Raw genomic sequence first — 24,159 nt, 5'->3', positions numbered from 1 at the left:
ATTTTCGGGGGCGAGACTATAGGGGGAGCGGATGGCGCGGGGAATCGGGGGCGCTGCCCCCGTCCGCCGGGGGCGGACTCCCCCGGAGTATTTGGGACGTAGAGAAGAGCGGGGCGTTTGGAGGGGATGACAAGGGCGAGCGCAGTCTCCACTCGTGCAGGGCGGAGGCCCCCGAGGTCCGTTGGGGCCGGGGCGGTGGTCACGGGAACTCTCCGTGCACGAACCAGCCCGGGGCCTGCGGGGTGTGGAATAGCCACAGGCGGCGGCCCGCGTCGGTTTCGATCTGCCAGTAGTCGCGGGTGCCGTGGCGCCAGGCGTCGTCGGGCAGCCACCATTCCGGCGCGATGCGCTCGGGGCCGGTGGCGCGGGCGGTGGCAAGCTGCAGCGCGCGCCAGCGGAAGCGGCGCGGCGGGCGGGGGCCGTGGGCGGCGATGGGCTCGGGCGGGAACAGCCGCAGCGGGCGCGGCCGCGGCGCCGGCCAGCCGCCGGTGGCGGGGGGCGAGAAGGCGGCGGGGGCGACGAGGAAGGCGCGCTCGGGGATGTGGCTGTCGGCGGGCAAGAGGCGGCGGATGTTCTCGAGCCCGATGCGGCTGCCGATGCGGGTCACCAGATCGTCGAGCGCCGGGCCATGGGCGGGGGCGCCGTGGGCCGTCACCGGCCCGCCCAGCTGCTGCACCGGCAGATCCTCGACCACCACCGCCTCGAGCCGGAGCTGGTCGATGCCGAAGCCGGCCTCGGCGGTCTCCACGCCGCGGCGGAACAGCGGCAGGATGCGGCCCGCCTCGCGCATCGGGCTGGCCAGCCGCAGCTCGACCCGGGACTGGCCGCCATCGACCCGGCGCAGGCTCAGCTCGAGCACTCGCGCGCCGGCCTCGCGGGCCAGAAGCTGCGCGCAGAGCCGCTCGAGCAGGCGCTCGGTGCCGGCCATCACGTCCTCGGTGAGGCCGATGGGCTCGGGCAGGCTCAGGCGGATGCCGTAATGCGGCGGCTCGGCGGCGGGGGTGACCGGCTCGGGCAGCGCGCCCAGCGCCTGGTCGAGCCGGGCCAGCAGGGCGGGGCCGAAGCGCCGGGTCAGCGGCGGGCGCGGGCTGGCGGCGAGATCGCCGATCGTGCGCAGCCCCAGCCGCTGCAGCGCCGTCACCACCGCGGGCTCGAGCCGCAGCGCCGCCACCGGCAGCGGCCCGAGCGCGGCCAGCGGATCGCCCGCCGGCGCCACGCCCTCGCCGAAGCGCGCCAGCGCCCAGGCGCCGCCGCGGCTGTCGGCCAGCCCGAGCCGCAGCGCCAGCCCGGCGCGGGCAGCGCGGGCGCGCATGTCGGCCAGCATCATCGCCTCGCCACCATGCAGATGGGTGGCGCCGGTGACATCGAGCACCAGCCCGTCGGCGCCGTCGATCCCGACCCAGGGGCAGTAGCGTGTGGCCCAGCGCCGCAGCGCCGCGAGAAACCGCCCGTCGCGCCCCGGTTCGGCCGGCGCGGTGAGCAGCGCCGGGCAGTAGACCCGCGCATCCGCCAGCGCCATGCCGCCATGCAGCCCCTCGGCCTCGGCCCGCGGGTTCAGGCAGAACAGCCGCTCGGCATTGGCCTGCGTCTGCACCAGCGCGAAGGGCGCCTCAACCGGACGCGCGCGCAGAACCCGGTCGCTCGGCAACCGGGGAAACCACATGGAGACGATGCGCCGTGTCTGTCCAAAGAACATCCCAGGTTCCCAGTGTTCCTGATTTGTTCTTTATAATTTCCCAGCGCAGCGCTGTCGAGTCCGCCTCCTCGGCGGAAGCGAGGCGGGGGGCGGCGCGCCAGCGGGTCTCGGCGGCGTTGCTGCCCATGCCCTCGGGGATCAGGCACAGTCCGGTGCTGTCGCCGGTCTTGGCGGCGAGCTGCAGCCGGCGGCCCTGGCGCAGGTCGAGCGGCTTGGTGATCTCGGTCACCACCAGCGGCACCGCGCCGTCGCGCAGCGCCTCCTCGGTGACCGCCAGCGCATCGGTGGGCGAGGGCGCCTCGGCGATCAGCAGCCGGGCGGGATCGAAGAATCGCGACAGGCCCTGCGGGGTCAGCATCTCGGCGCTCCAGGCCGGGCGCACCCAGAGCACCGGGCCAGACCCCTGCGCCGCGAGGATCGCGGCGAAGCTGCTGGCGCCGGGGCCGCAGACCTCGTGGACGCGGGCGGGGCGCAGGGGGAAGCTGTCGAACAGATTCGCGGGCATGGGATCAGGATACAGGCTCGGGGCGGGGCGGGCCAAGACCCGCCGCGCCTCAGAGCGCCGGTCGCGTGGCGCGGCGCGCCTGCCAGAGCTCACGGGCCGCCTCGAGGGGCGCCTCCTGACCCAGCGTGTCGAGCGCCAGCGCGGCGGTGCCCAGCACCACCGCCTCGGCGAAGGGATCGTCGCGCTGGCCGGACCAGAGCTGCGACAGCAGCGCCGGATCGCTCTCGCCATCGTCGAGGCGGCGGGTGGCCTCGGGCAGGAGGGCGGGAAAGCTCGTCTCCCACGCGGCGCCCGCGCGCAGGCCGAAGCCGGCGATCGCCTTGGCCGGGTGGCGCTCGAACTCGCCGCCGCCGCCCTTGATCACGGTGAGCGCGTCGAGCCCGAGGATGGCGCCCGCATCGGCCTGCAGCAGGCGATAGGGCGGGTGGAACACGCCCTGCACAGAGGCCGTGGCCCGCGCCGGGTTGAGCATCCGACAGACGGTGTTCACGCAGGAGCGCAGGTGCAGCACGTCGCGCAGGCGCAGCAGGCGGAAGAGCGGCGCAGAGAGCTGCTCGAGCGGCAGGTAGGCGATGCCGTGGCGCTCTATCAGGACAGCGGCCTCGCCGGGGTCGTCTGCCACCGGGATGCCGGCGGCGGAGAGGCCGGAGCGCACCGCCGCGTCGGCGCCGTTCCAGCCATGCATCAGGACCGGGTGGCCGGCATCGGCCACCAGCCGGGCCGAGAGCAGGAACCACGGCAGGCCGCGGGTGCGCCCCGCGGCATAGGAGGGCCAGTCGAGCGCCGGGCGCGGCAGGGCGGGCAGGCTGTCCTGCGCCGCCTGCGCGAAGCCCGCGATCTCGTCGGCGGTCTCGCCCTTCATCCGCATCAGCATCAGGAGCGCGCCGATGGCGTGCGGGTCGGCCTCGCCCGAGAGCATGAGCCGCATCGCATCGACCGCTTCCTCGCGGCTCAGCGAGCGCGACCGGCCGGGGCCGCGCCCCAGCGTGCGGACATGGGCGCCAAAGGTCATTCCGCGGCCACCCGGGCTTGCGCCGCGGCGAGGATCGCGGCCAGTTCGGGCCGGCAGGAGCCGCAATTGCTGCCCGCCTCCAGCGCCGCGCCGATCTGCTCGACGCTGAGAAGGCCCCGCGTCTCGATGGCCTCGACGATGGTGTTCAGCCCGACATTGAAGCACGCGCAGACCAGCGGGCCGGGATCGGGTTGCTCGGCGGAGGGCTGGCCGGTGAGCGCGTCGGGGGCCTCGGTGCCGGGCAGGGTGGCGAGGAAGTCGCGCCGGAGCGCCACCGGCTCGGGGCCGGCAAAAAGCGCCGCGATCAGCCGGTCGCCGTGGTGAAAGGCCACCCGCGCGACGCCGCAGCGGGCGTCGATCACCGTCTGGCAGGGCGCATCGGGCAGGCCGAAGAGCGCGCGCGCCTCGGCCTCCCAGTCCGCGGGCCGGGCGGAGGCGGCCAGCTCGGCGCGCCAGCCGGCACGGGTGCGGGCGCGGGCCCAGTACGCGGCGTTGGGGATGATCTCGGTGGCGGACACGGCGTAGCCGTACCATGCCGCGTCGAACCGTGCCACCGCCGTGGTGCTGGCCTTGCTCTCGGGCTGGCCCGAGACCGGATCGGTGTGGGCCGCGACCAGCGCGTCGATCCGGGCCGACGGCGCGGTCTCGCCGGTCCAGTGCATCGGCGCGAAGACATCGCCCGGCGCCACCGCGTCGGTGATCCGCGCCCGCAGGATCGCCTTGCCCTGCCGGTTCTCGAGCCGCACCAGATCGGCGGGGGCGATGCCGAGGCGGCGCGCATCCTCGGGGTGGATCTCGAGGAAGGGCTCGGCGAGATGGGCGGCCAGCCGCGGCGCGCGCGCGGTGCGGGTCATGGTGTGCCACTGGTCGCGGATACGCCCGGTATTGAGCCGGAAGGGAAACGCGGCGCAGCGCGTGGAGGCCGGGGCGCGATAGCGGATCGGCAGCATCCGTGCCTTGCCGTCGGGGTGATGGAAGCGCCCGTCGGCGAAGAAGCGGCCACCGCTGCGGCTGGCGCTGGCGGGCCAGCGGAAGGGCGCCATCGCGCTGTATGCGCTGTCGCTGAGCGCGGCCTTGGCGGAGATGTCGAACGCGCGCCCGAGCCTGCCGGCGAGGCCCGAAAGGGCGGCGTGTTCGCGGAAGATCTCGGCCGGTCCGGTATAGTCGAACGCCTCGTGCCAGCCCATGCGGCGCCCGACCTCGGCAAGGATCTCCCAGTCGGGCCGGGCCTGTCCCGGCGCCGGCAGGGCGGCGCGCTGGCGGCTGATGGTGCGGTCCGAATTGGTCACCGTGCCGTCCTTCTCGGCCCAGGCCGCGGCGGGCAGCAGCACATGGGCGAGGCGCGCGGTGTCGGTGGCGGCGGTGATGTCCGAGACCACGACGAAGTCGCACTCGGAGATCGCCTTGGTGACCGCGTCGGCCTCGGGCATGGTGACGGCGGGGTTGGTGTGGATGATCCACAGCGCCTTGATGCGGCCGTCGCCTGCGGCGCGGAACAGGTCCACCGCCTTGAGCCCCGGCGCGTGGGCCATGCGCGGGCTGCCCCAGAACGCGCGCACCGCGGCGCGGTGGTCTGCGTTCTCGATATCGAGGTGGCAGGCCAGCATGTTGGCCAGCCCGCCGACCTCGCGCCCGCCCATGGCGTTGGGCTGCCCGGTGATCGAGAACGGCCCAGAGCCGGGGGTGCCGATGCGGCCCGTGGCGAGATGACAGTTGAGGATGGCGTTGACCTTGTCGCTGCCCGAGGTGGACTGGTTCACCCCCTGCGAATAGACGGTGACGACCTTTCGTGTTCCGATCCAAAGCCTGTAGAACGCGTCAAGCTGCGCCCGCGACAGCCCGGTCACGGTGTCTTGGTCGCGCCGGGCGGCGCTCAGCGCCGCATCAAGGCCGGTGACGCTCTGAAGGAATTCCTTGTCGAGCGCGCCGGCCTCGTGGATGGCGCAGAGCAGCCCGTTGAACAGCGCCGCATCGGTGCCGGCCCGGAGCGCGAGATGCATGTCGGCCCCGTCGCAGGACGCGGTGCGGCGCGGGTCGATGACCACGATCCTTGTGCCGCGCGCCTTCCGCGCCGCGAGGATGCGTTGGTGGAGCACCGGGTGGCACCATGCGAGGTTCGAGCCCACCAGCACGATCAGGTCGGCCGCCTCGAGATCCTCGTAGGTGCCGGGCACGGTATCGCTGCCGAAGGCGCGGCGGTGGCCGGCCACGGACGAGGCCATGCAGAGCCGCGAGTTGGTGTCGATATTGGCGGCCCCGATATAACCCTTCATCAGTTTGTTGGCGACGTAGTAGTCCTCGGTCAGCAACTGGCCGGAGACGTAGAACCCGACGCTCTCCGGCCCGTGCTGCGCGATGGTCTCGGAAAAGCGCCGGGCGACGAGATCGAGCGCCGCGTCCCAGCCGGTCTCGCGGCCGTGGATGCGAGGGGCGAGCAGACGGCCCTCGAGCCCCACGGTCTCGCCAAGGGCCGAGCCCTTCGAGCAGAGCTTGCCGAAATTCGCGGGGTGATCCGGGTCGCCCCGCACGGTCAGCCCGCCATCCCCGTCGGCCCTCAGCCGGACGCCGCAGCCGACGCCGCAATAGGGGCAGGTCGAACGGACCTCGGAACCGCTGGCGTCTCGCATCACGCCGCGCTCCGTCGCGAGACCGCCGTGCCGTCGAGCAGGATGCGCCCGCCCTCGAGCCGCACCGGGTAGGTGTCGATGCGGCCCTCGTCGGCGCCCTGCGCCTCGCCGGTGTTGAGATCGAACACCCAGTTGTGCAGCGGGCAGGTCACTTTCTGCCCGTGAACGATGCCCTCTGACAACGGTCCGCGCTTGTGCGGGCAGGTGTTGGAGGCGGCAAAGACCTCGGCGGCGTCGGTGCGGAAGATCGCCACGCAACCGACCTCCGTCCTGACCAGCCGGGCGCCGCGCAGCGGCACGTCGTCGATATGTCCGATGTCGATCCAGCTCATTGGCCTGTCTCCGCTTGCGAGATGGGGAAGCCGCCCCGAAGGCCGGGGCGGCAGGTCTGGCGAGGCGCGGCGCTCATTCCGCCGCCCTGAGGGTAAGGTCGGCAAGCGGCTGGAAACGGCGCGCCGCCTCCGGCTCGGCCCGCTCGGCCCACGGATCGGTCTGGTAGACGCTTTGCGAGACGTCGAACCGCGCGACCAGTGCCCGGCGCTCGGCGTCGTCCGAGAGCACCTCCTTGACCCAGTCGAGCCCGACCTTGGCGACCCATTTGTAGGGCCGGTCGAGATACCTCGCGTGCTCGCGGTAGAGCTGCACGAAGGCGGTGGTCCACTCGATGGCCTCATTCTCTGTCGGCACGTCGACAAGGCGCTCGGTCTCCTTCACGTCCATGCCGGCGGCACCGGCGACGCCGATCTGGTAGCCGCTGTCGACGCAGATGATGCCGACATCCTTGCAGGTCGCCTCGGCGCAGTTGCGCGGACAGCCCGAGACGCCGAGCTTGACCTTGTGCGGCGTCCACGACCCCCAGAGCTTCTTCTCCAGCTTGATGCCGAGCCCGGTGCTGTCCTGCGTGCCGAAGCGGCACCAGTCGGAGCCGACGCAGGTCTTCACCGTGCGCAGACCCTTGGTGTAGGCGTGGCCCGAGACCATGCCTGCCTCGTTGAGATCGTGCCAGATCGCCGGCAGGTCCTCTTTCCTGACGCCCAGCAGATCGATGCGCTGGCCACCGGTGACCTTGACGGTGGCGCCGTATTTCTCCGCCGCCTGCGCGATGGCGATGAGCTCCTGCGGCGTGGTCATGCCGCCCCACATGCGCGGCATCACGCTATAGGTGCCGTCCTTCTGGATGTTGGCGTGGTTGCGCTCGTTGACGAAGCGGCTCTGCGGGTCGTCGGTGTAGTCGAGCGGCCAGTCCGCCAGCAGGTAGAAGTTCACCGCCGGGCGGCAGACATGGCAGCCGTTTCGGGTTTTCCAGCCCAGCTCCTGCCACACCGCCTCCTGCGATTTCAGCGCCTGCGCCTTGATCAGCCGGCGCACGTCTTCATGCGTGAGCTCGGTGCAGCCGCAGACCGGCTGCGCCGTGGGCAGCACGAAGTCGTCGCCCAGCGTGACCGAGAGCACCTGCTCGACCAGCCCGGTGCAGGTGCCGCAGGAGGCACTGGCCTTGGTGGTGGCCTTGATGGCCCCGAGATCGGTGGCGCCGCCCGCGATGGCGGCCACGATATCGCCCTTGCATACGCCGTTGCAGCCGCAGATCTCCGCCTCAGGCGGCAATGCTGCAACGGCTGACAGAGGGTCCGCGGAGGCGCCTCCCTGATACGACGGCCCGAAGATCAGCGTCTCGCGCATCTCCGAGATGTCGGTGCCGTCCTTGATCAGGCCGAAGAACCAGTTGCCGTCGGCGGTGTCGCCATACATCACCGCGCCAATGAGCCTGTCCGCCTCGATCACGAGCCGCTTGTAGATGCCACGGGCGGGATCGCGGTAGACGATGTCCTCGCGGCCCGGGCCGTCGGCGAAATCGCCCGCCGAGAACAGGTCGCAGCCGGTGACCTTGAGCTTGGTCGACAGCTCGCGCATGGCGAAGGTCTCTTCCTGCCCGAGCAGGGTCTTCGCCAGCACCTTGGCCTGATCGTAGAGCGGCGCGACGAGGCCGAAGAGGGCGCCCTCGAACTCGACGCATTCGCCCACGGCAAAGACATCCGGCGTCTCGGTGCGCATCTGCGCGTCGACCTTGATGGCGCGGCCGCAGGCGATGCCGCTGTCCTGCGCCAGCTTCACCGCCGGGCGGATGCCCACCGCCATGCAGACGATGTCGCAGGGCAGCTCGGTGCCGTCGGCCAGCAGGACGCTCTCGACCCGGCCGTCGCCCTTGATCTCCTGCGTCGAGGCCTCGAGCATCACGGTGATGCCGCGCTTTTCCAGATCCTTCTTCAGGAGGTACCCCGCCGCCGGATCGAGCTGGCGCTCCATCAGGTGGGAGGCGATGTGCAGCACGGTGACCTCCATGCCGCGCAGCCGCAGCGCCGCCGCCGCCTCGAGCCCGAGCAGGCCGCCGCCGATCACCACCGCCTTCGCGCCCGGCCTGGCGGCGGCCTCGGTCATCGCGGTGGTGTCTTCGAGATCGCGGAAGGCCACCACGCCGGGCAGGTCATGGCCGGGGCAGGGGATGATGAAGGCCGAGGAGCCGGTGCCGAAGACCAGCTTGTCATAGGCCACCTCGCCCTTCTCGCCGACCACGACCTTGCGCGCGGTGTCGACGCTCATGACCCTCTCGCCGAACCGGCAGGTCACCCTGTTTGTGCCGTACCAGTCGTCGTCATGGGTGACGATCTCGGCAAAGCTCTTCTCGCCCGAGAGCACCGGCGAGAGCATGATGCGGTTGTAGTTGCCGCGCGGCTCGGCGTTGAAGAGCGTGATGTCATAGGCGCCGGGATCGGCCTCGAGCAGGTGTTCGAGCAACCGGCCCGAGGCCATGCCGGCACCGATCACGATGAGTTTCTTCGCCATCTTGGTCACTCCGCTGCGATGGCCTTGGCGGCCGGTTGGGGTCTGGGCTTGGAGCCGTGCTCGTACTCTTCGAGGAAGGTCAGCACCTGCTCGCGGTAGAGGTAGTAATCGGGGTGTTCGAGCAGCGCCTTGCGGGTTCGCGGGCGCGGCAGGTCGACATCAACGATCTTGCCGATGGTGGCCTGCGGGCCGTTGGTCATCATCACCACGCGGTCGGCCAGCAGGATCGCCTCGTCGACATCGTGGGTGACGCAGATCGCGGTCACCTTGGTGCGCGACCAGACCTCCATCAGCACCTCCTGCAGCTCCCAGCGGGTCAGGCTGTCGAGCATCCCGAAGGGCTCGTCGAGCAGCAGCAGCTTCGGCGAGAGGGCAAAGGCGCGGGCGATGCCGACGCGCTGCTTCATGCCGTTCGACATCTCGGCGGCGCCGCGATCCATGGCATCGGCCAGCCCGACGCGTTCGAGATAATACTCCACCACCTCCTGCCGCTCGGCCCGGGAGGCCCTGGGATAGACCTTGTCGACCCCGATGGCGCAGTTCTCCCGCGCGGTGAGCCACGGGAAGAGGTTGGGCGACTGGAACACCACGGCGCGCTCGGGATCGGCGCCCTCGACATGGCGCCCATCGAGACGGATGCCGCCCTTCGAGATGCTGTTGAGGCCCGCGGCCATGGTCAGCACGGTGGACTTGCCGCAGCCCGAATGGCCGATCAGCGAGATGAACTCGCCCCTGTTGACCTTGAGGTTGAAGTCCTCGACCACCGTCAGCGGCCCCTTGGGGGTGGGATAGACCTTGTGCAGCTGCGAGAAGTCGAGGAAGCGCTCCTCGATCATGCCGTCCTGCGCCTTGGCGACCGCTGCCGGGACATCCGGTGCGAGCCCGTGGATCGGCGTCACGTCGGGCAGGTTGCGGCTGCCCTCGGTCTTGGCCTCGATGCCCACGTCCATCAGGTAGGTGGTGACCTCGGCGCGCAGGCGCTTGAAGGTCTCGTCATGGTTCATCTCGCCGCGGTCGCGGGGGCGCGGGAGGCGCACCGGGAACTCGGTGCCGAGCGTGCCGTCGGGGTTGAGCGCGATGATGCGGTCGGCCAGCAGGATGGCCTCGTCGACGACGTTGGTGATCAGCACGCAGGTCTTCTTGTCCTGCTCCCAGATCTGCTCGATCTCGTCGGCCAGATTGGCGCGGGTCAGCGCATCGAGCGCCGAGAGCGGCTCGTCGAGCAGCAGAACCTCCGGGTTCATGGCGAGCGCGCGGGCCACGTTGACGCGCTGGCGCATCCCGCCCGAAAGCTCTGCCGGGCGGCGGGTGGCGGCGTGGGAGAGGCCGACCATGCTGACGTATTTGGCGACGGTGGCCGCCTTCTCGGCGCTGGGCATCTTCGGGAAGACGCTGTCGAGCGCGAGCTGCACGTTGCCGTTCACCGTGAGCCACGGCATCAGCGCATAGCTCTGGAAGATCACGCCGCGCTCGGGGCCGGGGCCGTCGATCTCGGCGCCCTTGAAGGTGACGCGGCCCTTCGTGGGGGTCTCGAGCCCGGCCATCAGGTTGATCAGCGTGGTCTTGCCGCTGCCGGAGAAGCCCAGAAGCACGAGGAACTCGCCCTCCCTGACCTCGAGATCGATGTCCTTGAGGACGTCGGTTCTGCGGGTGCCTTCGCCGAAGCTCTTCGAGACGTTTTCGAACTTGAGAATGCTCATTGAGGTATCCTTTTGCGCCATCGCTTTGCTACATGAGCGCTGGTTTGCTTGCGCTATCGCTTCGCTGCTTGAGCGCTTGATGCGTCGCGCTATCGCGTCGCTACTTGAGCGCTGGGGCCTCCCCACGAACCCGGCTCAGCGGGTGTTCGAGAAGGTGAAGAGGGATTGCAGCGCGTACATCACGCGATCGAGCAGGAAGCCGATGATGCCGATGGTGAACACCGCGACCATGATCTTGGCCAGCGATGAGGAGGAGCCGTTCTGGAACTCGTCCCAGACGAACTTGCCGAGGCCGGGGTTCTGGGCCAGCATCTCGGCGGCGATCAGGACCATCCAGCCAACCCCGAGCGACAGGCGCAGACCGGTGAAGATGAGCGGCAGGGCGCTGGGCAGCACCAGCTTGGTGATCTTGGTGCGGGTGTTCATCTTGAGCACCTTGGAGACGGCGACCAGATCCCGGTCGATCGAGGCAACGCCGAGCGCGGTGTTGATCAGCGTCGGCCAGAGCGAGCACAGCGTCACGGTGATCGCCGAGATCAGGAAGGACTTGGAGAACAGCCCGTCATTGGTGGCGACGGCGGCGGAGATGATCATCGTCACGATCGGCAGCCATGCCAGCGGCGAGACCGGCTTGAAGATCTGCACCAGCGGGTTGATGGCGGAGTTGGCATAGGGCGAGAGGCCGGCGAGGATGCCCAGCGGGATCGCCACGCAGGAGCCGATCAGGAAGCCGAAGAACACCGTCTTGATCGAGGTCCAGATCTGTTCGTAATAGCTCGGCGCGCCGGTATAGGCGATGTCCTTGACCTGGTCGGCCTTGCCGGCGGCGATGAGCTTTTCGTTGCGCGCCGCCACCATGGTCTCGAACTTGTCGCGTTTCGCGGCCTTGGCCTGCGCATCCTCGTGCAGGAGCACCGCCTCGTGCCAGACCTGCGCCGGGCCGGGGACCGCGCCGAGCGAGGTCTCGACCCTCGGCGCCAGCGTGCCCCAGAGCAGCAGGAAGCCCGCGATGGCCAGAAGCGGCACGCCGAGCAGCAGCCAGATGTCCTTCATCTGGGCCTTGGGGTTGTCGCCTGCGGCGGCTTTCAGGACTGGGGTGATCCACGACAGGCCCAGAACGCGGAACCAGGCGTCGGCCTTGTTGATGCGGGTGAACAGGCGCGCCCGGCGGGCGTCGCGCTCGGCCTCACGGGCGTAGTCAGGATCGACGGTTGTCATCTGAGGTGTCCTCGGCGGTTGGATGGATCGGGGCGGTGGGCGGCGCTCGCGCCCGGGGCGCATCGCCCCACCCACCGTCCCGCGGTCTGTCTCGGAGTTGTCTCGGAAGGGGGCGGCGTCGTCTCGGGGTGCGCCCGGCGGTCACCTCCCCGAAGCGACATCAGCCCTGGATCTCGTTGCCCACGACGGTCTGCTCGCCTTTCAGGCCGATCGGCAGGCTCTCGAGATAGGCGTTGGGGGTGCGGCCGTCATAGGGAATGCCGTCGATGATATCGGCGGCGGGGGTCGCCTCCTTGTAGCCGTCGCTGTCCCACGGGAAGTCGGCCTCGCGGGCCAGCCCCTCGTCGACCAGCGCCCGCGCGGCCTCGAGATAGATCCCGGGCTTGTAGACCGACTTCGCGACCTCATCGTACCAGCTATCGGGCTTGGCCTCGGCGATCTGGCCCCAGCGGCGCATCTGAGTCAGGTACCAGACCGCGTCGGAGTAGAACGGGTAGGTGGCATTGTAGCGGAAGAAGACGTTGAAATCGGGCACCTCGCGCACGTCACCCTTTTCGTACTCGAAGGTGCCGGTCATCGAGTTGGCGATCACCTCGGCATCGGCGCCCACGTATTCCGGCTTAGACAGCATCTCGACCGCCTCCATACGGTTGGCGTTGTCGTTCTCGTCGAGCCACATGGCGGCGCGGATCAGCGCCTTGACGACAGCCTTGGTGGTGTTGGGGTTCTCCTCGGCGAATTCGGCGGTGAGGCCGAACACCTTCTCGGGGTTGTTCTTCCAGAGCTCGTAATCGGTGATCACCGGCACGCCGATGCCCTTGAATACCGCCGCCTGGTTCCATGGCTCGCCGACGCAGTAGCCATAGATCGTGCCGGCCTCGAGGGTGGCGGGCATCTGCGGCGGCGGGGTCACCGAGAGCAGCACGTCGGCGCCGATCTGGCCGGTGACGTTGTCGGGCGAGTAGTAGCCGGGCTCGAGCCCGCCGGCGGCGAGCCAGTAGCGCAGCTCGTAATTGTGGGTCGAGACCGGGAACACCATGCCCATGTTGAAGGGCTTGCCCTCGGCGCGGTACGTCTCGACAACCGGGGCGAGGGCCGCGGCGCTGATCGGGTGCTGCGGCAGGCCGTCGGCATCGGTCGGGATGTTGGGCTTCATCTCGTCCCAGACGGCGGTGCTGACGGTGATGCCGTTGCCGTTGAGATCCATCGAGAAGGGCGTGACGATATGCGCCTCGGTGCCGTAGCCGATGGTGGCGGCGAGCGGCTGCCCGGCGAGCATATGCGCGCCGTCGAGCTGGCCGTCGATCACCCCGTCGAGCAGGACCTTCCAGTTGGCCTGCGCCTCGAGCGTGACGAACAGGCCCTCGTCGAGGAAATAGCCCTGTTCGTAGGCCACGGCGAGCGGGGCCATGTCGGTCAGCTTGATGAAGCCGAAGGTCAGCTCGTCCTTTTCGAGATCCTTCGCCAGCAGGGGCGCGGAAAGCGCCGTGGTGGCGGTCAGTGCGAGAAGAAGGGTCTTCATACGTCCGTTCCGTCCCTTTGAGAGGCCCGGACAAACACCCGGGGGAGAAAAACAAAAAAGCCGCCGACTGATCGCGACTCTGGAGGAGATCGCGGCAGTCGAGCGGCTTTGCTCGGGTATCCCAGACCTTGGGATGAATGTCGGGAGCGGCGCGCCATTGCGCTGCTCGTGCCTCTTCTATGACGGGGAGGGGCGAGGCCGATCAATGAAAAATGTCACCACCGGGCCATGTTCGACCGGGTGGTCCATTTTCCGATGCTGCATCTGCATAAAAAGGCGGCGTCACTGCGCTGATGGCTCGAAAATGCGGCCATCGAAGAACGAATCCGGCCCGAGGAACAGCCGCCCCGAGGTTGAGACCACCGCCGTTTCCTCGGACAGAGCGCCCTCGATCTTCGACGACGCGCCGGGCAGGGCGGCGCGGGTCGGCGCCAGCGCCGCGCGGTAGAGATCGCTGCAGAACACCGCCCGCGCGGCGCGCGCCGCGGTGGGCCGGTCGAGCCCGGTGCGCGCGGCGAGCTGCTGGCCGATCCACTCCGCCTGGCTGCGCCACGGGAAGGTGGCGGCGGCGTGATGGAACTCGACGAAGCCCGGCACATGTCGCTCGCCGCCGTGGGAGGAGATCACCAGCCGCCCGTTCAGCGCCCGGTCGAGGATCTCGGCGGGCAGGTCGAGATATTCCCTGCGGCTCAGCAGTTCGGCGGCCAGCGTCGGCGCGCCGGGCTCGGCGAGCCAGCGCCCGGCGCGCCAGACCGTGCGGATCAGCCGGCCCAGAAGGTCCGGCTCGGCCTCGGCCCAGTTGCTGCGCACCGCCAGCACCTTCTCGGGGGCAAAGCGCCAGATCGCCCGGCCGGGCAGCAACAGCGTGCCGACGCCGTTCTCCACCGCGATCGAGCCCCATGGCTCGCCGACGCAGAAGGCGTCGATCTCACCCGCCTGCATGGCGTCGGCCATCAGCGAGGGCGGGACGGTGCGGATCTCGACGCTCTGGGGCGCGGGCAGCCCCAGCGCCGAGAGCCAGTAATACAGCAGCTCCGCGTGCATCGAGAACGGGAACGGCACGCCAAGACGCAGCGGCTGGACGGCCACGGCGATCAACGCCTCGCCGGCGGCGCGGGCGTCGTTGAAGGCGAAGTCGTGGCCATGATCGCGCAGCCGTGCGGCCAGCGCGTTGCTCACTCCGATGACCGTGCCGTTCACCCCCAGCACCGAGACCGCCGACAGCGGCGTGCCGGCGCCGCCCAGCCCCAGCGCCGCCGCAACCGGCACCGGCGCGAGCATATGCGCCGCCTCGACGCGGCCGAAGCTCAGCATGTCGCGCACCGACGACCACGACGGCGCCCGGCGCAGATCGAGCGCGAGGCTCTCCTCGGCGGCGAAGCCCATCTCGTGCGCCACGATCAGCGGTGCGGCATCGATCAGGGGCAGGAAGCCTACGGACAGTGGCGCGGCGATCATCCCAGAAGCCCCGCCGCGGTAACCAGCGCCGCCGCCACATCGGCCACGCGCTTGCCCTGATCCATCGCGGTCTTGCGCAGGAGCGCATAGGCCTCGTCCTCGTCGATGCCGCGGGCCTTCATCAGCATCCCCTTGGCGCGGTCGATCATCTTGCGCTCTTCCAGCGCGCGCTTGGTCTCGGCCAGTTCGGTGCGCATCCGCTGGAACATCCGGAAGCGCGCGATGGCGGCATCCATGATCGGCTTCACCCGCTGCGGCTTCATGCCGTCGACCACGTAGGCCGAGACCCCGGCCTCGATGGCGGTATCGGTCAGCCCCTCGCCATCGCGGTCGACGAACATCGCCACCGGCCGGTCGAGCGGTCCGGAGGCCAATGCGAGCTCTTCGAGCGTGTCGCGCGACGGGCTTTCCACGTCGATCAGCACCACGTCGGGATTGAGCGCATGGATCTTGCGGGCAAGGCCGGTGGGTTCGGAGATGACGTGAATGTCGTAGCTGCCCGCATCCCGCAGGCTGTCGACGATGAGACTGGCGCGGACGCGGTCCGGCTCGACCACGACGATGGAGAGGGAGGCACTCATGACCTCAGAGACAGCAGCGATATGGCGCGAAGTAAAGCCGGCCTGCGGGGGCGATGCCTTCGCAAAAGGCGTGTTGCCCGTTTTCTGGGCGGTGGCTTCTTGCACATGCCCTGTGCAGGGCCGGGGCTTTCGGTGCCGGGCGCAGGATCTATGTTGCCGCACACCACAAGGGAGCACGCAATGGAACTCGGACTCTACACTTTCGGCGATGTCGGCAAGAACCCGGTGACCGGTGAAACCGTCGACGCGCAGCAGCGGCTCAGGGAGCTGGTCGAGGAGATCCGTCTGGCCGACGAGGTCGGGCTCGATATCTTCGGGCTGGGCGAGCATCACCGTCCGAACTATGCCATTTCGTCGCCCGCAACCGTGCTGGCCGCAGCCGCCTCAGTGACCGAGCGTATCCGCCTGAGCTCGGCCGTCTCGGTGCTGAGCTCGGACGATCCGATCCGGGTGTTCCAGCAATTTGCCACGCTCGACAACCTCTCCGGTGGGCGCGCCGAGCTGATGGTGGGACGGGGCAGCTTCATCGAGAGCTTCCCGCTCTTCGGCTACGACCTCGACGATTACAACGACCTGTTCGAGGAAAAGCTCGCCATGCTGCTGGCGATCAACGAACGCGAAAAGCTCAACTGGCCGGGCACCAAGCACACGCCCAAGGTGTCGGGTCTGGGGGTCTATCCGCGCCCGGTGAACGGCCAGCTTCCGGTCTGGATCGCCGCGGGCGGCACGCCGCAGAGCATGGTGCGGGCGGGCGCGCTGGGCACGCCTCTGGCGCTGGCGATCATCGGCGGCGAGCCGCGCCGCTTCAAGCCGCTGGCGAATCTCTACCGCCGCGCCGCCGAACAGGCCGACAATGCCGACAAGGCGCGGGTGTCGCTCAACGTGCACGGCTTCGTGGGCGAGGACGGCAAGGCGGCCGCCGACCTGTTCTACCCGGCGCAGAAGGCGGTGATGGACCAGCTTGGCCGCGAGCGCGGCTGGGGCCCGCAGAGCCGGGCGCAGTACGATGCCTCCTGCGGTCCCGAAGGCGCAATGTTCGTCGGCTCGCCCAATCAGGTGGCCGACAAGATCCTCGGCCTGCGCGGCGATCTGGGCTTTGACCGGGTCACCATCCAGATGGGGATCGGGGTGATCGACCACGCCGACATGATGAAGGCGATCGAGGTGCTGGGCACCAAGGTGGCGCCGCTGCTGCGGCAGGGTTGAGGTTGCGGGTCCGGGTGGTCTCCGCCCGGGCGCTGCGCCGGCTCAGGTGCTCAGGTCTCGCGGTGAGGGGCTCCAAGGTGGTGCTATTACTTCGGCAGGGCTGAGGTCCCGAGCCGGCGCCGTCTCGGCCCGAACGTCGCCCCGGCTCAAGCGCCCAAAGGTTTTGCGGTGTCGGGCACCAAGGTGGCGCTACTGCTGCGGCAGGACGAAAGACGAGGGACCCGGTCCGACTCCGCCCGGGCGCTGCCCCGGCTCAGGCGCCCCAGGTCTTGCGCAGCACGCGCATCCAGTTGCGCCAGCAGAGCTTCTCCATCAGCGCGTCGTCCACGCCGTGCGCCCGCATCGCGGCGCGCAGGGCGGGGAGGCCGGCGCTGTCTGCGATCTCGTCGGGCACCACCGCGCCGTCGAAATCCGAGCCGAACCCCACGCGGTCTTCGCCGAGGATGCCGATCAGGTGATCGAGATGGCGCATCATCTGCTCGAGCGGCACGTCGCCCTTCATCTGCCCGTCGCTGCGCAGGAAGGCCGAGGCGAAGTTGATCCCCACCATGCCGTCGCTCTCGGCGATCATCGCGAGTTGCCGGTCGGTGAGGTTGCGGCTGTGCGGCGTCACCGCCCAGGCGTTGGAATGGGTGGCCACCAGAGGCGCGTCGCTGATCGCCGCCACGTCGTCGACACCCTTCTCGTTGAGGTGGCTGAGATCGACCATGATCCTCAGCGCGTTGCATTCGCGGATCAGCCGCTTGCCGTGATCGGTGAGGCCGGGGCCGGTGTCGGGGCCGGAGGGGAAGGCGAAGGGCACGCCGTGGCCGAAGATCGTCGGCCGCGACCAGACCGGCCCCAGCGAGCGTAGCCCGCGCGCGTGCAGCGCGTGCAGTTGCTCGAGCCCCGGATCAATGCCTTCGGCGCCCTCGATATGCAGGATGGCGGCCATGGTCGGGCCGAACAGCGCCTCTTCGAGCGCGTCCGCCGTGCGACAGAGCGTGACGGCCCCGGCGCGCTCCAGCGCCTCGAGCGCGGCGACGCCCTCGAGCGTCACGTCGCGGCCCTCGGCCTCGGGCAGCATCAGCGGCAGCGGCAGCTCGTATTTCGGCTGTTTCATGTCGTCGGGCGAGGTGCCGGGCACCGGCGGGGAGGGCACGAAGACCGCGAAGAAGCCGCCGCCCAGCCCGCCCGCCTGCGCGCGCGGCAGGTCGATATGCCCGTCGGGCAGACCCGCCGCCACGCCCTCGGGGGTGACGGCGCCGCGCAGCACGCGCAGCACGAGGTCGTTGTGGCCGTCGAAGATCGGGGGCGTGACGGGGGTGTCGGTCATGAGGGGAGGGCTCCGGTCTGAGATCGGCCCGAGATGACACCGTCTGCCGCCGGGGCGCAAGCGCCGGGGCCGCGCTCAGCCGATCAGGTAGGCATAGGCCAGCACCCAGAGTGGCAGCGCCACGAGGCAGACCAGCATGTAGCCGCCGTTCCAGCGCAGTCCCACCGTGCGCGCGCTGACATTGCCGAACGATCCGACCAGAAGCGTGGTGGCGGTGAAGGGCGAACTGATGCCCCCAAGCGCCCAGCCGGCGGTGATCGCGGTGACCAGCGCGGCAGGCGAGACCCCGAGCTGCGCGGCGCTGGGCAATAGCGGCGCGATCAGGGTCACCGCGAGGATCGGGTTCATCGCGAACTGTCCGGCCAGCGGGATGATCCAGACCAGCCCCGCCAGCACCAGCCAGTGCGGCAGGTCCTCGGGGTGGAAGCCCGACGCCTTGACGATCGGCGCCAGCAGCGGCGCGCCGACGGTGCCGATATAGCCCGCCATCATCAGCAGCAGCACCTCGCTGCGGTAGCCCGGCATGTCGTGGAAGGTGTAGGTCCTGAGCCGTGCGCCCAGCGACGCGCCGCCGCCGCGCGCCTGCAGCGCGGTCCAGCCGAGCGCCATCACCGGCACGATCAGCAGCACCAGCCCGATCACACGGATGCCGGTGAGCGCGCCGAAGATCAGCACGCTGGTCACGAGGATCACCAGCAGCGCCACGAGGGGCAGCATCAGCGCCCATGTGCCGCGGGGCTTGGCGCGCCGGCGCGCCGGATGCGACAGGCGCGGCTTGAAGATCGTGTCGAGACCCCAGCCGAGCGCGGTCATCAGCAGGGCGGTCCCGAGCGCCGGCAGCACCACGGTCTCCCAGCTCGTGCCGGGGATCAGCGCCGTCGAGATGGCGATGGCGAAGGACAGCGGTGACCACGGCAGCGAGGTGACGAAGCCGCGCTGGATCGCCAGCAGCATCCGGCGGCGGCGGTGGTTGCGGATCTCGGGGTCGGGCTCTTCCTGCGCGGCGGCGGTGGCGAGGCTGCCGAGCAGCGCGATGGCGCCGTAGTTCAGCAGCAGCGCAAAGGCCGTGCCACCGGTGGTCAGCGCAAGGTAGCGCCGCCCGGGGGGCTGCTCGGCAAGGAAGGTGCCGCTAGCGCGGATCGCGGCCGAGGGCTCGGCGGCGCTGCGCAGGGTGGCGAGCGCGGTGAAGAACGCGGCGATGAACGAGGCCTGATGAAAGGCCTTGGCCACCGTGCCCTGCCAGTCGCCGCCCTGCCAGACAAGCGCGGCGGTCAGTGCCAGCGCGACGTAGACAAAGGCCTTGCGGTTGACCCGGACCCGCAAGAACAGCACCGCGACCAGCGCCACCACCAGCAGATCCACAAGCGGCTCCTGCACCGTGGTGCCAAGCCATTCGCGCACGATCACAAGTCCGGTGATCAGGATCAGCAGCAGACCGGTACAGCGGTCGAGAAGGTGGACAGCAGGGGCCGCGCCCTGCTCCGGGGAATGTCGCATGAGGCGGGTCTGGGCCTTTTTCCTGCAGTCGCCGAAGACCGATCCGCTCCGCGGGTGGCGCCGCGATTGCCGGAAACGATGAGGCCTTCTAGCCCGGACCCGGCTCGAACCGCAATCTTGCGGCTATGCGATACAGGTGCGGCCGCCATGCCGTCCCGTCATGAAAGCTTCACCTGTGGTTGATCTTCCTGACACGCAGACGTCACGAACCCGATACGCTTGCGGCCTTATACGGCACCCGGAACAGGACATCCGGGGGATACATGCTCGTCGTAGACCAGCTGACCAAGCGCTTCGGCGCCAATACTGCCGTGGACAACGCGAGCTTTGCCGTCGATCGCCCGATGATGATCGGCATCATCGGCCGCTCTGGCGCCGGCAAGTCGACCTTCCTGCGCATGATGAACCGCCTCACCGATGCGACCGAGGGCGAGATCCGCTTCGAGAACCGTAACGTGCTGGCGCTGAAGGGCGCCGAGAAGCGGGCGTGGCAGTCGGACTGCGCGATGATCTTCCAGCAGTTCAACCTCGTGCCGCGCATGGACGTGGTGTCGAACGTGCTGCACGGCACGCTGGCCAAGCGCCCGGCGCTGTCGACGGTGTTCAATCTCTACCCGCGCGAGGACATCCACCGCGCCATCGACATTCTCGAGCGTCTGGGCATCGCCGATCACGCCGCCAAGCGCGCCGAGGCGCTCTCGGGTGGTCAGCAGCAGCGCGTCGCCATCGCGCGGGCGCTCATGCAGGACCCGAAGGTGATCCTTGCCGACGAACCCATCGCCTCGCTCGATCCGATGAACGCGCAGATCGTCATGGAGGCGCTGCGCCGCATCCATGACGAGGATGGCCGCATGGTCATCGCCAACCTGCACACGCTCGATACCGCGCGGCGCTATTGCGACCGGGTGATCGGGATGCGCGACGGGCGCATCGTCTTCGACGGCACGCCCGCACAACTCACCACCGGTGTCGCCCGCGACATCTATGGGGCGGGGGCGGACTTTTCCGAAGACGCCACCTCCACCGAAATCCGCGACCCCGTGGCCGAGACGGAAATCCGTCAGGCCGAGGTCGTGGTCTGAGAGCTTCCAACGGGCCCACGGGACGGGCCTTTCAATCCGAAAAAAGGGGAAGAACCATCATGAAAATGCTCATCGCGGCCGCTCTGGCCACCACCGCGCTCTGCACCGCCGCCTCGGCGCAGGAGATCACCGAATTCCGTCTTGGCATCCTTGGCGGCGAGAACGCGCAGGACCGTCTGGCCTCGAACCAGTGCTACGCCGAAAAGATCGCCAGCGCGCTCGGCGTCGAGGTAAAGATCTTCACACCCGCCGACTACAACGGCGTGATGCAGGGCCTGCTGGGCGGCACCATCGACGCGGCATGGATGGGCGCGTCCTCCTATGCCGGCACCTTCATCGCCGATCCCGAAGCGGTCGAGCCGGTTCTGGTCAAGCAGAACGCGGACGGCTCCATCGGCTACTACTCGATCGGGTTTGCCCGCGCCGACAGCGGCATCACCTCGCTCGAGGACCTGAAGGGCAAGGAATTCGGCTTCGGTGACCCGAACTCGACCTCCGGCTACCTGATCCCGTCGATCGAGATCGCCGAGGCCGGCTTCTCGATGCAGCCGGGCGCGTATTTCTCCGACGTCGTGTTCACCGGCGGCCACGAGCAGACCATCGTCGCGGTCAGCAACGGCGACGTCGATGCCGGCGTGACCTGGGCCGATGGCCAGGGCGCATGGGAAGACGGCTACAACTCGGGCGCCCTGCGCAAGGCCAGCGACGCCGGTCTCGTCGACATGAACGAGCTGGTGCAGATCTGGCAGTCGAAGATCATCCCCGAAGGCCCGTTCGTGCTGCGCAAGGCGCTGCCGCAGGACGTCAAGGACGCCGTCACCGAGCTGACCGCGAACCTCTGGGAAGAAGACCCCGACTGCGCCTACGGCGTGGCCGCCGGCGATGCCAAGGACTTCATCCCGGTGACGCACAAGGAATACGAGTCGATCGTCTCGGCCCGCCGTTCCAAGATCAACTGATCGGCAGATCGCTCTCGGGCCCGCGTCATCGCGGGCCCGTTTCGTTTTCCCGGGTCAGCCTTCCAGTACCCCGGACAAGACCGTGACACGCTCTCCCGGTGCCCCTGCGGCGGCGCGCCGAGGGCCACCCGTCAGGCAGGACACCACCCCCCCATGATGCACTCCGACCCTCCCTTCGACACGCGCGCGCATTACATGGCGCTGATGGCGCGCAAGCGCCTCTACGGCGGCATCGTGCTGGCGATCTTCGTGGCGCTCATGGTGTCGGGCTTCATGCTCACCGACGACCGCAACGCCGGTGGCTTCTGGGATGGCCTGCCGCAGATCTTCGATTTCCCGGCGGCGGTGCTGGCCGACACGATCCCCAAGCTCGACCGGTTGCCCGGCCATTTCCTGCGCTACTTTCCCTCGCTGATGGAGACCATCAACATCGCCGCCGTCTCGACCCTGCTCGGGGCCGGCCTCGCGATGCTGCTGTCGCTGCTCTCAACCCGGGGACTGGCGCGCTGGCCGCGGCTGATCCCGCTGTTCCGGCGCATCATGGACATCATGCGCGCGATCCCCGAGATCGTCGTGGCGCTGGTGCTGATCTTCGTGCTGGGCGGTGGCCCGGTGCCGGCGATGATCGCCATCGCCTTCCACACCGCCGGCGCGCTGGGCAAGCTGTTCTCGGAGGTCAACGAGAACGCCGATCTCAAGCCGGTCGAAGGGTTGCAATCGGTCGGCGGCACATGGTTCCAGCGCATGTGGATGGGCGTCGTGCCGCAGGTCTCGCCGAACTACTTCAGCTACGCACTGCTGCGCTTCGAGATCAACATCCGCGCCTCCGCCATCCTCGGCTTCGTCGGCGCCGGCGGCATCGGCTACGACCTGCGCAACGCCATGGCCTGGGGGCAGGGGCGCTTCGACGAGGCCGCGGCGATCTTCATCCTGCTGTTCCTGACCATCGTGGTGTTCGACCAGCTCTCGAGCCATGTCCGCAACGCGATGATCGCGAAGAAAGGAAGCCACTGATGGCCGACGCCGCCCTCTACGCCTCTGCCGACCGCCTGTTCGCCCGCAAGAAGCTCTTTGCCTTCGGCCTTCCGGTGCTGGTGCTGGTCTACCTCGGCTACATCGTCTTCGCTTTCGACATCCCCGGCCTCGCCGAGCGCGCCCGCATGGACAATGCCCGCACGCTGCTGGCCGACGTCTGGAGCTACAAGACCCACGTCACGCAGGACAACCGCACCGATGAGGTGGTGGTCGCCATCGAGGGCGAGCGCCGCGGCACCTATGCCCCCGGCGCCGAGCCCGACTGGGTCTCGGTCGATCCGGCCGGCACGGCGGTGGACCTTGGCGACGGTCACGCGCTGCGGTTCCTGCCCGGTGGCGGCTTCGCCTATGACGTGCCGGGCTTCGGCCTCATCGAGGCCCGCATCGAGGGGCGCGCGGTGGTGTCGAACCTCGGGGACGAGGCGCTGCCCGAGTGGATCTCGGCCTCGCGCACCCGCTTTCAGGTCGAGACCTCGCATGGCCGCGTCTCGCTGACCCGCAACCGCACCGAGCTGTTCCGCTACTTCCCCGGCTGGGAGCTGTTCTTCTTCACGCTCGACAGCCCCTATCACGGCCATGGTCTCTTCGAGATCGCCTTCGGGGAGCGCATCGATCCCGCGCGCGCCAACCTCGCGGGCGCTTGGCACGACTTCTGGCACAACGCCATGTGGCGCCATAGCGATGTGGCCTGGGCGCTGTTCGAGACCATCCTGATGGCCTTTCTCGGCACCTTCGGCGCGGCCATCGTGGCGCTGCCACTGGCCTTCCTCTCGGCCAAGAACTTTGCGCCGCTGATGGCGGTGCGCTTCGCCATGCGCCGGGTGTTCGATTTCCTGCGCGGCGTCGACGGGCTGATCTGGACCATCGTGCTCAGCCGCGCCTTCGGGCCGGGGCCGATGACCGGGGCGCTGGCGATCCTGCTCACCGATACGGGCAGCTTCGGCAAGCTGTTCTCGGAGGCGCTGGAGAACGTCGACGGCAAGCAGATCGAGGGCGTGGCCTCGACCGGCGCGCGGCCGGTGCTGCGCTACCGCTTCGGGGTGATCCCGCAGATCATCCCGGTGCTGATCTCGCAGGTGCTGTATTTCTTCGAAAGCAACACGCGCTCGGCCACCATCATCGGGGCGATCACCGGCGGCGGCATCGGGCTTCTGCTGACGCAGGCGATGATCACCCAGAAGGACTGGGAGGAGGTCAGCTATTACATCGTGCTGATCGTGCTGATGGTCATGGCGATGGACAGCCTGTCGGGCTGGCTGCGCCGCAAGCTGATCCGGGGCACCTGATGCCGCGCCTGTCGGAAGAGCCACTCATCCATCCCGGGTGCGAGCTGACGGAGTGCCGCTTCGGGCGCTTCGTCGAGATCGGCCGCGGCGCGCGGCTGGGCCATGTGGAGATGGGCGATTACAGCTATTGCGACCGCTATGCCGACATCGCCAACGCGACCGTCGGCAAGTTCGCCAACATCGCCAGCTTCGCGCGCATCGGCCCCACCGATCACCCGATGCAGCAGGCCTCGCTGCATCACTTCCTCTACCGCTCCGACGATTACTGGGACGATGCCGGTCGCGATGCCGCGTTCTTCGCACATCGCCTCTCGCGGCGGGCGCAGATCGGCCATGACACGTGGATCGGCCACAACGCCGTGGTGCGCCCGGAGGTGAGCGTCGGGCATGGCGCCGTGGTGGCGGCAGGCGCGGTGGTAACGAAGGATGTGGCGCCCTACATGATCGTTGCGGGCGTTCCGGCGGTTCCCTTGCGCGAACGCTTCCCGGCCCGCGTGGCCGAGCGGCTGATGGCGCTGGCATGGTGGGACTGGGATCACGCCACGCTGCGCGAGCGGCTCGAGGATTTCCGCAGCCTGTCGATCGAGGCCTTTCTCAAGAAATACGCGTAGCCCGGGCG

Annotated in this window: 19 protein-coding genes; 6 read left to right on the top strand and 13 right to left on the bottom strand. The window is 69.3% G+C overall.

Annotated elements, in window-relative coordinates:
- Window positions 1-199: 199 nt before the first annotated feature.
- The 11 genes from LCM15_RS03935 to LCM15_RS03885 form a co-directional block, all read right to left on the bottom strand.
- Window positions 200-1,696, bottom strand: a complete 1,497-nt coding sequence (locus LCM15_RS03935; protein ID WP_224853270.1) for a Y-family DNA polymerase — start codon at window positions 1,694-1,696, stop codon at window positions 200-202.
- Complete coding sequence (locus LCM15_RS03930) at window positions 1,611-2,201, bottom strand: ImuA family protein (RefSeq protein ID WP_224853268.1); 591 nt, start codon at window positions 2,199-2,201, stop codon at window positions 1,611-1,613. The genes LCM15_RS03935 and LCM15_RS03930 overlap by 86 nt, the downstream gene beginning before the upstream one ends.
- A 49-nt stretch (window positions 2,202-2,250) precedes the next feature.
- Window positions 2,251-3,213 (bottom strand): glycosyl transferase family protein, encoded by a 963-nt coding sequence (locus LCM15_RS03925; RefSeq protein ID WP_224853266.1) that lies wholly within the window; start codon window positions 3,211-3,213, stop codon window positions 2,251-2,253.
- A complete protein-coding gene (locus LCM15_RS03920; RefSeq protein WP_224853264.1) occupies window positions 3,210-5,840 on the bottom strand; it encodes a nitrate reductase in 2,631 nt (876 codons plus the stop codon). The genes LCM15_RS03925 and LCM15_RS03920 overlap by 4 nt, the downstream gene beginning before the upstream one ends.
- The gene (gene nirD, locus LCM15_RS03915; protein ID WP_224853262.1) at window positions 5,840-6,172 is read right to left on the bottom strand and encodes a nitrite reductase small subunit NirD; all 333 of its coding nucleotides are present in this window, start codon (window positions 6,170-6,172) and stop codon (window positions 5,840-5,842) included. Before nirD ends, LCM15_RS03920 begins: the two co-directional genes overlap by 1 nt.
- A gap of 73 nt (window positions 6,173-6,245) precedes the next feature.
- Complete coding sequence (nirB, locus tag LCM15_RS03910; RefSeq protein WP_224853260.1) at window positions 6,246-8,681, bottom strand: nitrite reductase large subunit NirB; 2,436 nt, start codon at window positions 8,679-8,681, stop codon at window positions 6,246-6,248.
- A 5-nt stretch (window positions 8,682-8,686) separates the two neighbouring features.
- On the bottom strand, window positions 8,687-10,381 hold the full coding sequence (locus LCM15_RS03905; protein WP_224853258.1) for an ABC transporter ATP-binding protein: 1,695 nt from the start codon (window positions 10,379-10,381) through the stop codon (window positions 8,687-8,689).
- A 135-nt stretch (window positions 10,382-10,516) separates the two neighbouring features.
- On the bottom strand, window positions 10,517-11,599 hold the full coding sequence (locus tag LCM15_RS03900) for an ABC transporter permease (protein WP_224853256.1): 1,083 nt from the start codon (window positions 11,597-11,599) through the stop codon (window positions 10,517-10,519).
- Between the two features lie 160 nt (window positions 11,600-11,759).
- Window positions 11,760-13,121, bottom strand: a complete 1,362-nt coding sequence (locus tag LCM15_RS03895) for a CmpA/NrtA family ABC transporter substrate-binding protein (protein WP_224853254.1) — start codon at window positions 13,119-13,121, stop codon at window positions 11,760-11,762.
- Window positions 13,122-13,403: 282 nt separating this feature from the next.
- Complete coding sequence (locus LCM15_RS03890; protein ID WP_224853252.1) at window positions 13,404-14,579, bottom strand: ABC transporter substrate-binding protein; 1,176 nt, start codon at window positions 14,577-14,579, stop codon at window positions 13,404-13,406.
- On the bottom strand, window positions 14,576-15,160 hold the full coding sequence (locus LCM15_RS03885; protein WP_224853250.1) for an ANTAR domain-containing response regulator: 585 nt from the start codon (window positions 15,158-15,160) through the stop codon (window positions 14,576-14,578). The genes LCM15_RS03890 and LCM15_RS03885 overlap by 4 nt, the downstream gene beginning before the upstream one ends.
- 180 nt (window positions 15,161-15,340) lie before the next feature.
- On the opposite strand from LCM15_RS03885, the gene LCM15_RS03880 reads away from it, so the two are divergent.
- The gene (locus tag LCM15_RS03880; protein WP_224853248.1) at window positions 15,341-16,366 is read left to right on the top strand and encodes an LLM class flavin-dependent oxidoreductase; all 1,026 of its coding nucleotides are present in this window, start codon (window positions 15,341-15,343) and stop codon (window positions 16,364-16,366) included.
- 253 nt (window positions 16,367-16,619) lie between these two features.
- On the opposite strand, the gene LCM15_RS03875 is transcribed toward LCM15_RS03880, so the two are convergent.
- Both LCM15_RS03875 and LCM15_RS03870 read right to left on the bottom strand, forming a co-directional pair.
- Window positions 16,620-17,681: a dipeptidase gene (locus LCM15_RS03875; RefSeq protein WP_224853246.1), complete on the bottom strand. Its 1,062-nt coding sequence runs from the start codon at window positions 17,679-17,681 to the stop codon at window positions 16,620-16,622.
- A gap of 75 nt (window positions 17,682-17,756) precedes the next feature.
- On the bottom strand, window positions 17,757-19,178 hold the full coding sequence (locus LCM15_RS03870) for a hypothetical protein (RefSeq protein ID WP_224853244.1): 1,422 nt from the start codon (window positions 19,176-19,178) through the stop codon (window positions 17,757-17,759).
- 263 nt (window positions 19,179-19,441) lie between these two features.
- Here LCM15_RS03870 and phnC point away from each other — a divergent pair, with 263 nt between their 5' ends.
- From phnC to LCM15_RS03845, 5 genes are all read left to right on the top strand, one after another.
- The gene (gene phnC / locus LCM15_RS03865) at window positions 19,442-20,260 is read left to right on the top strand and encodes a phosphonate ABC transporter ATP-binding protein (protein WP_224853242.1); all 819 of its coding nucleotides are present in this window, start codon (window positions 19,442-19,444) and stop codon (window positions 20,258-20,260) included.
- A 59-nt stretch (window positions 20,261-20,319) separates the two neighbouring features.
- Window positions 20,320-21,219: a phosphonate ABC transporter substrate-binding protein gene (phnD, locus tag LCM15_RS03860; protein ID WP_224853240.1), complete on the top strand. Its 900-nt coding sequence runs from the start codon at window positions 20,320-20,322 to the stop codon at window positions 21,217-21,219.
- A gap of 153 nt (window positions 21,220-21,372) precedes the next feature.
- Window positions 21,373-22,233, top strand: coding sequence for a phosphonate ABC transporter, permease protein PhnE (phnE, locus tag LCM15_RS03855; protein WP_224853238.1), 861 nt, complete (start codon window positions 21,373-21,375; stop codon window positions 22,231-22,233).
- Entirely contained in the window at window positions 22,233-23,540 is a 1,308-nt protein-coding gene (gene phnE / locus LCM15_RS03850) for a phosphonate ABC transporter, permease protein PhnE (RefSeq protein WP_224853236.1), read from the top strand. Before phnE (LCM15_RS03855) ends, phnE (LCM15_RS03850) begins: the two co-directional genes overlap by 1 nt.
- Window positions 23,540-24,151, top strand: coding sequence for a DapH/DapD/GlmU-related protein (locus LCM15_RS03845; RefSeq protein ID WP_224853234.1), 612 nt, complete (start codon window positions 23,540-23,542; stop codon window positions 24,149-24,151). The genes phnE (LCM15_RS03850) and LCM15_RS03845 overlap by 1 nt, the downstream gene beginning before the upstream one ends.
- Window positions 24,152-24,159: the final 8 nt, after the last annotated feature.

It is taken from the genome of Salipiger bermudensis (assembly GCF_020171625.1).
GTDB lineage: Bacteria > Pseudomonadota > Alphaproteobacteria > Rhodobacterales > Rhodobacteraceae > Salipiger > Salipiger bermudensis_B.
The sequence above is the reverse complement of the archived record's forward strand: the minus strand, read 5'-3'. Positions and strand labels throughout refer to the sequence as shown.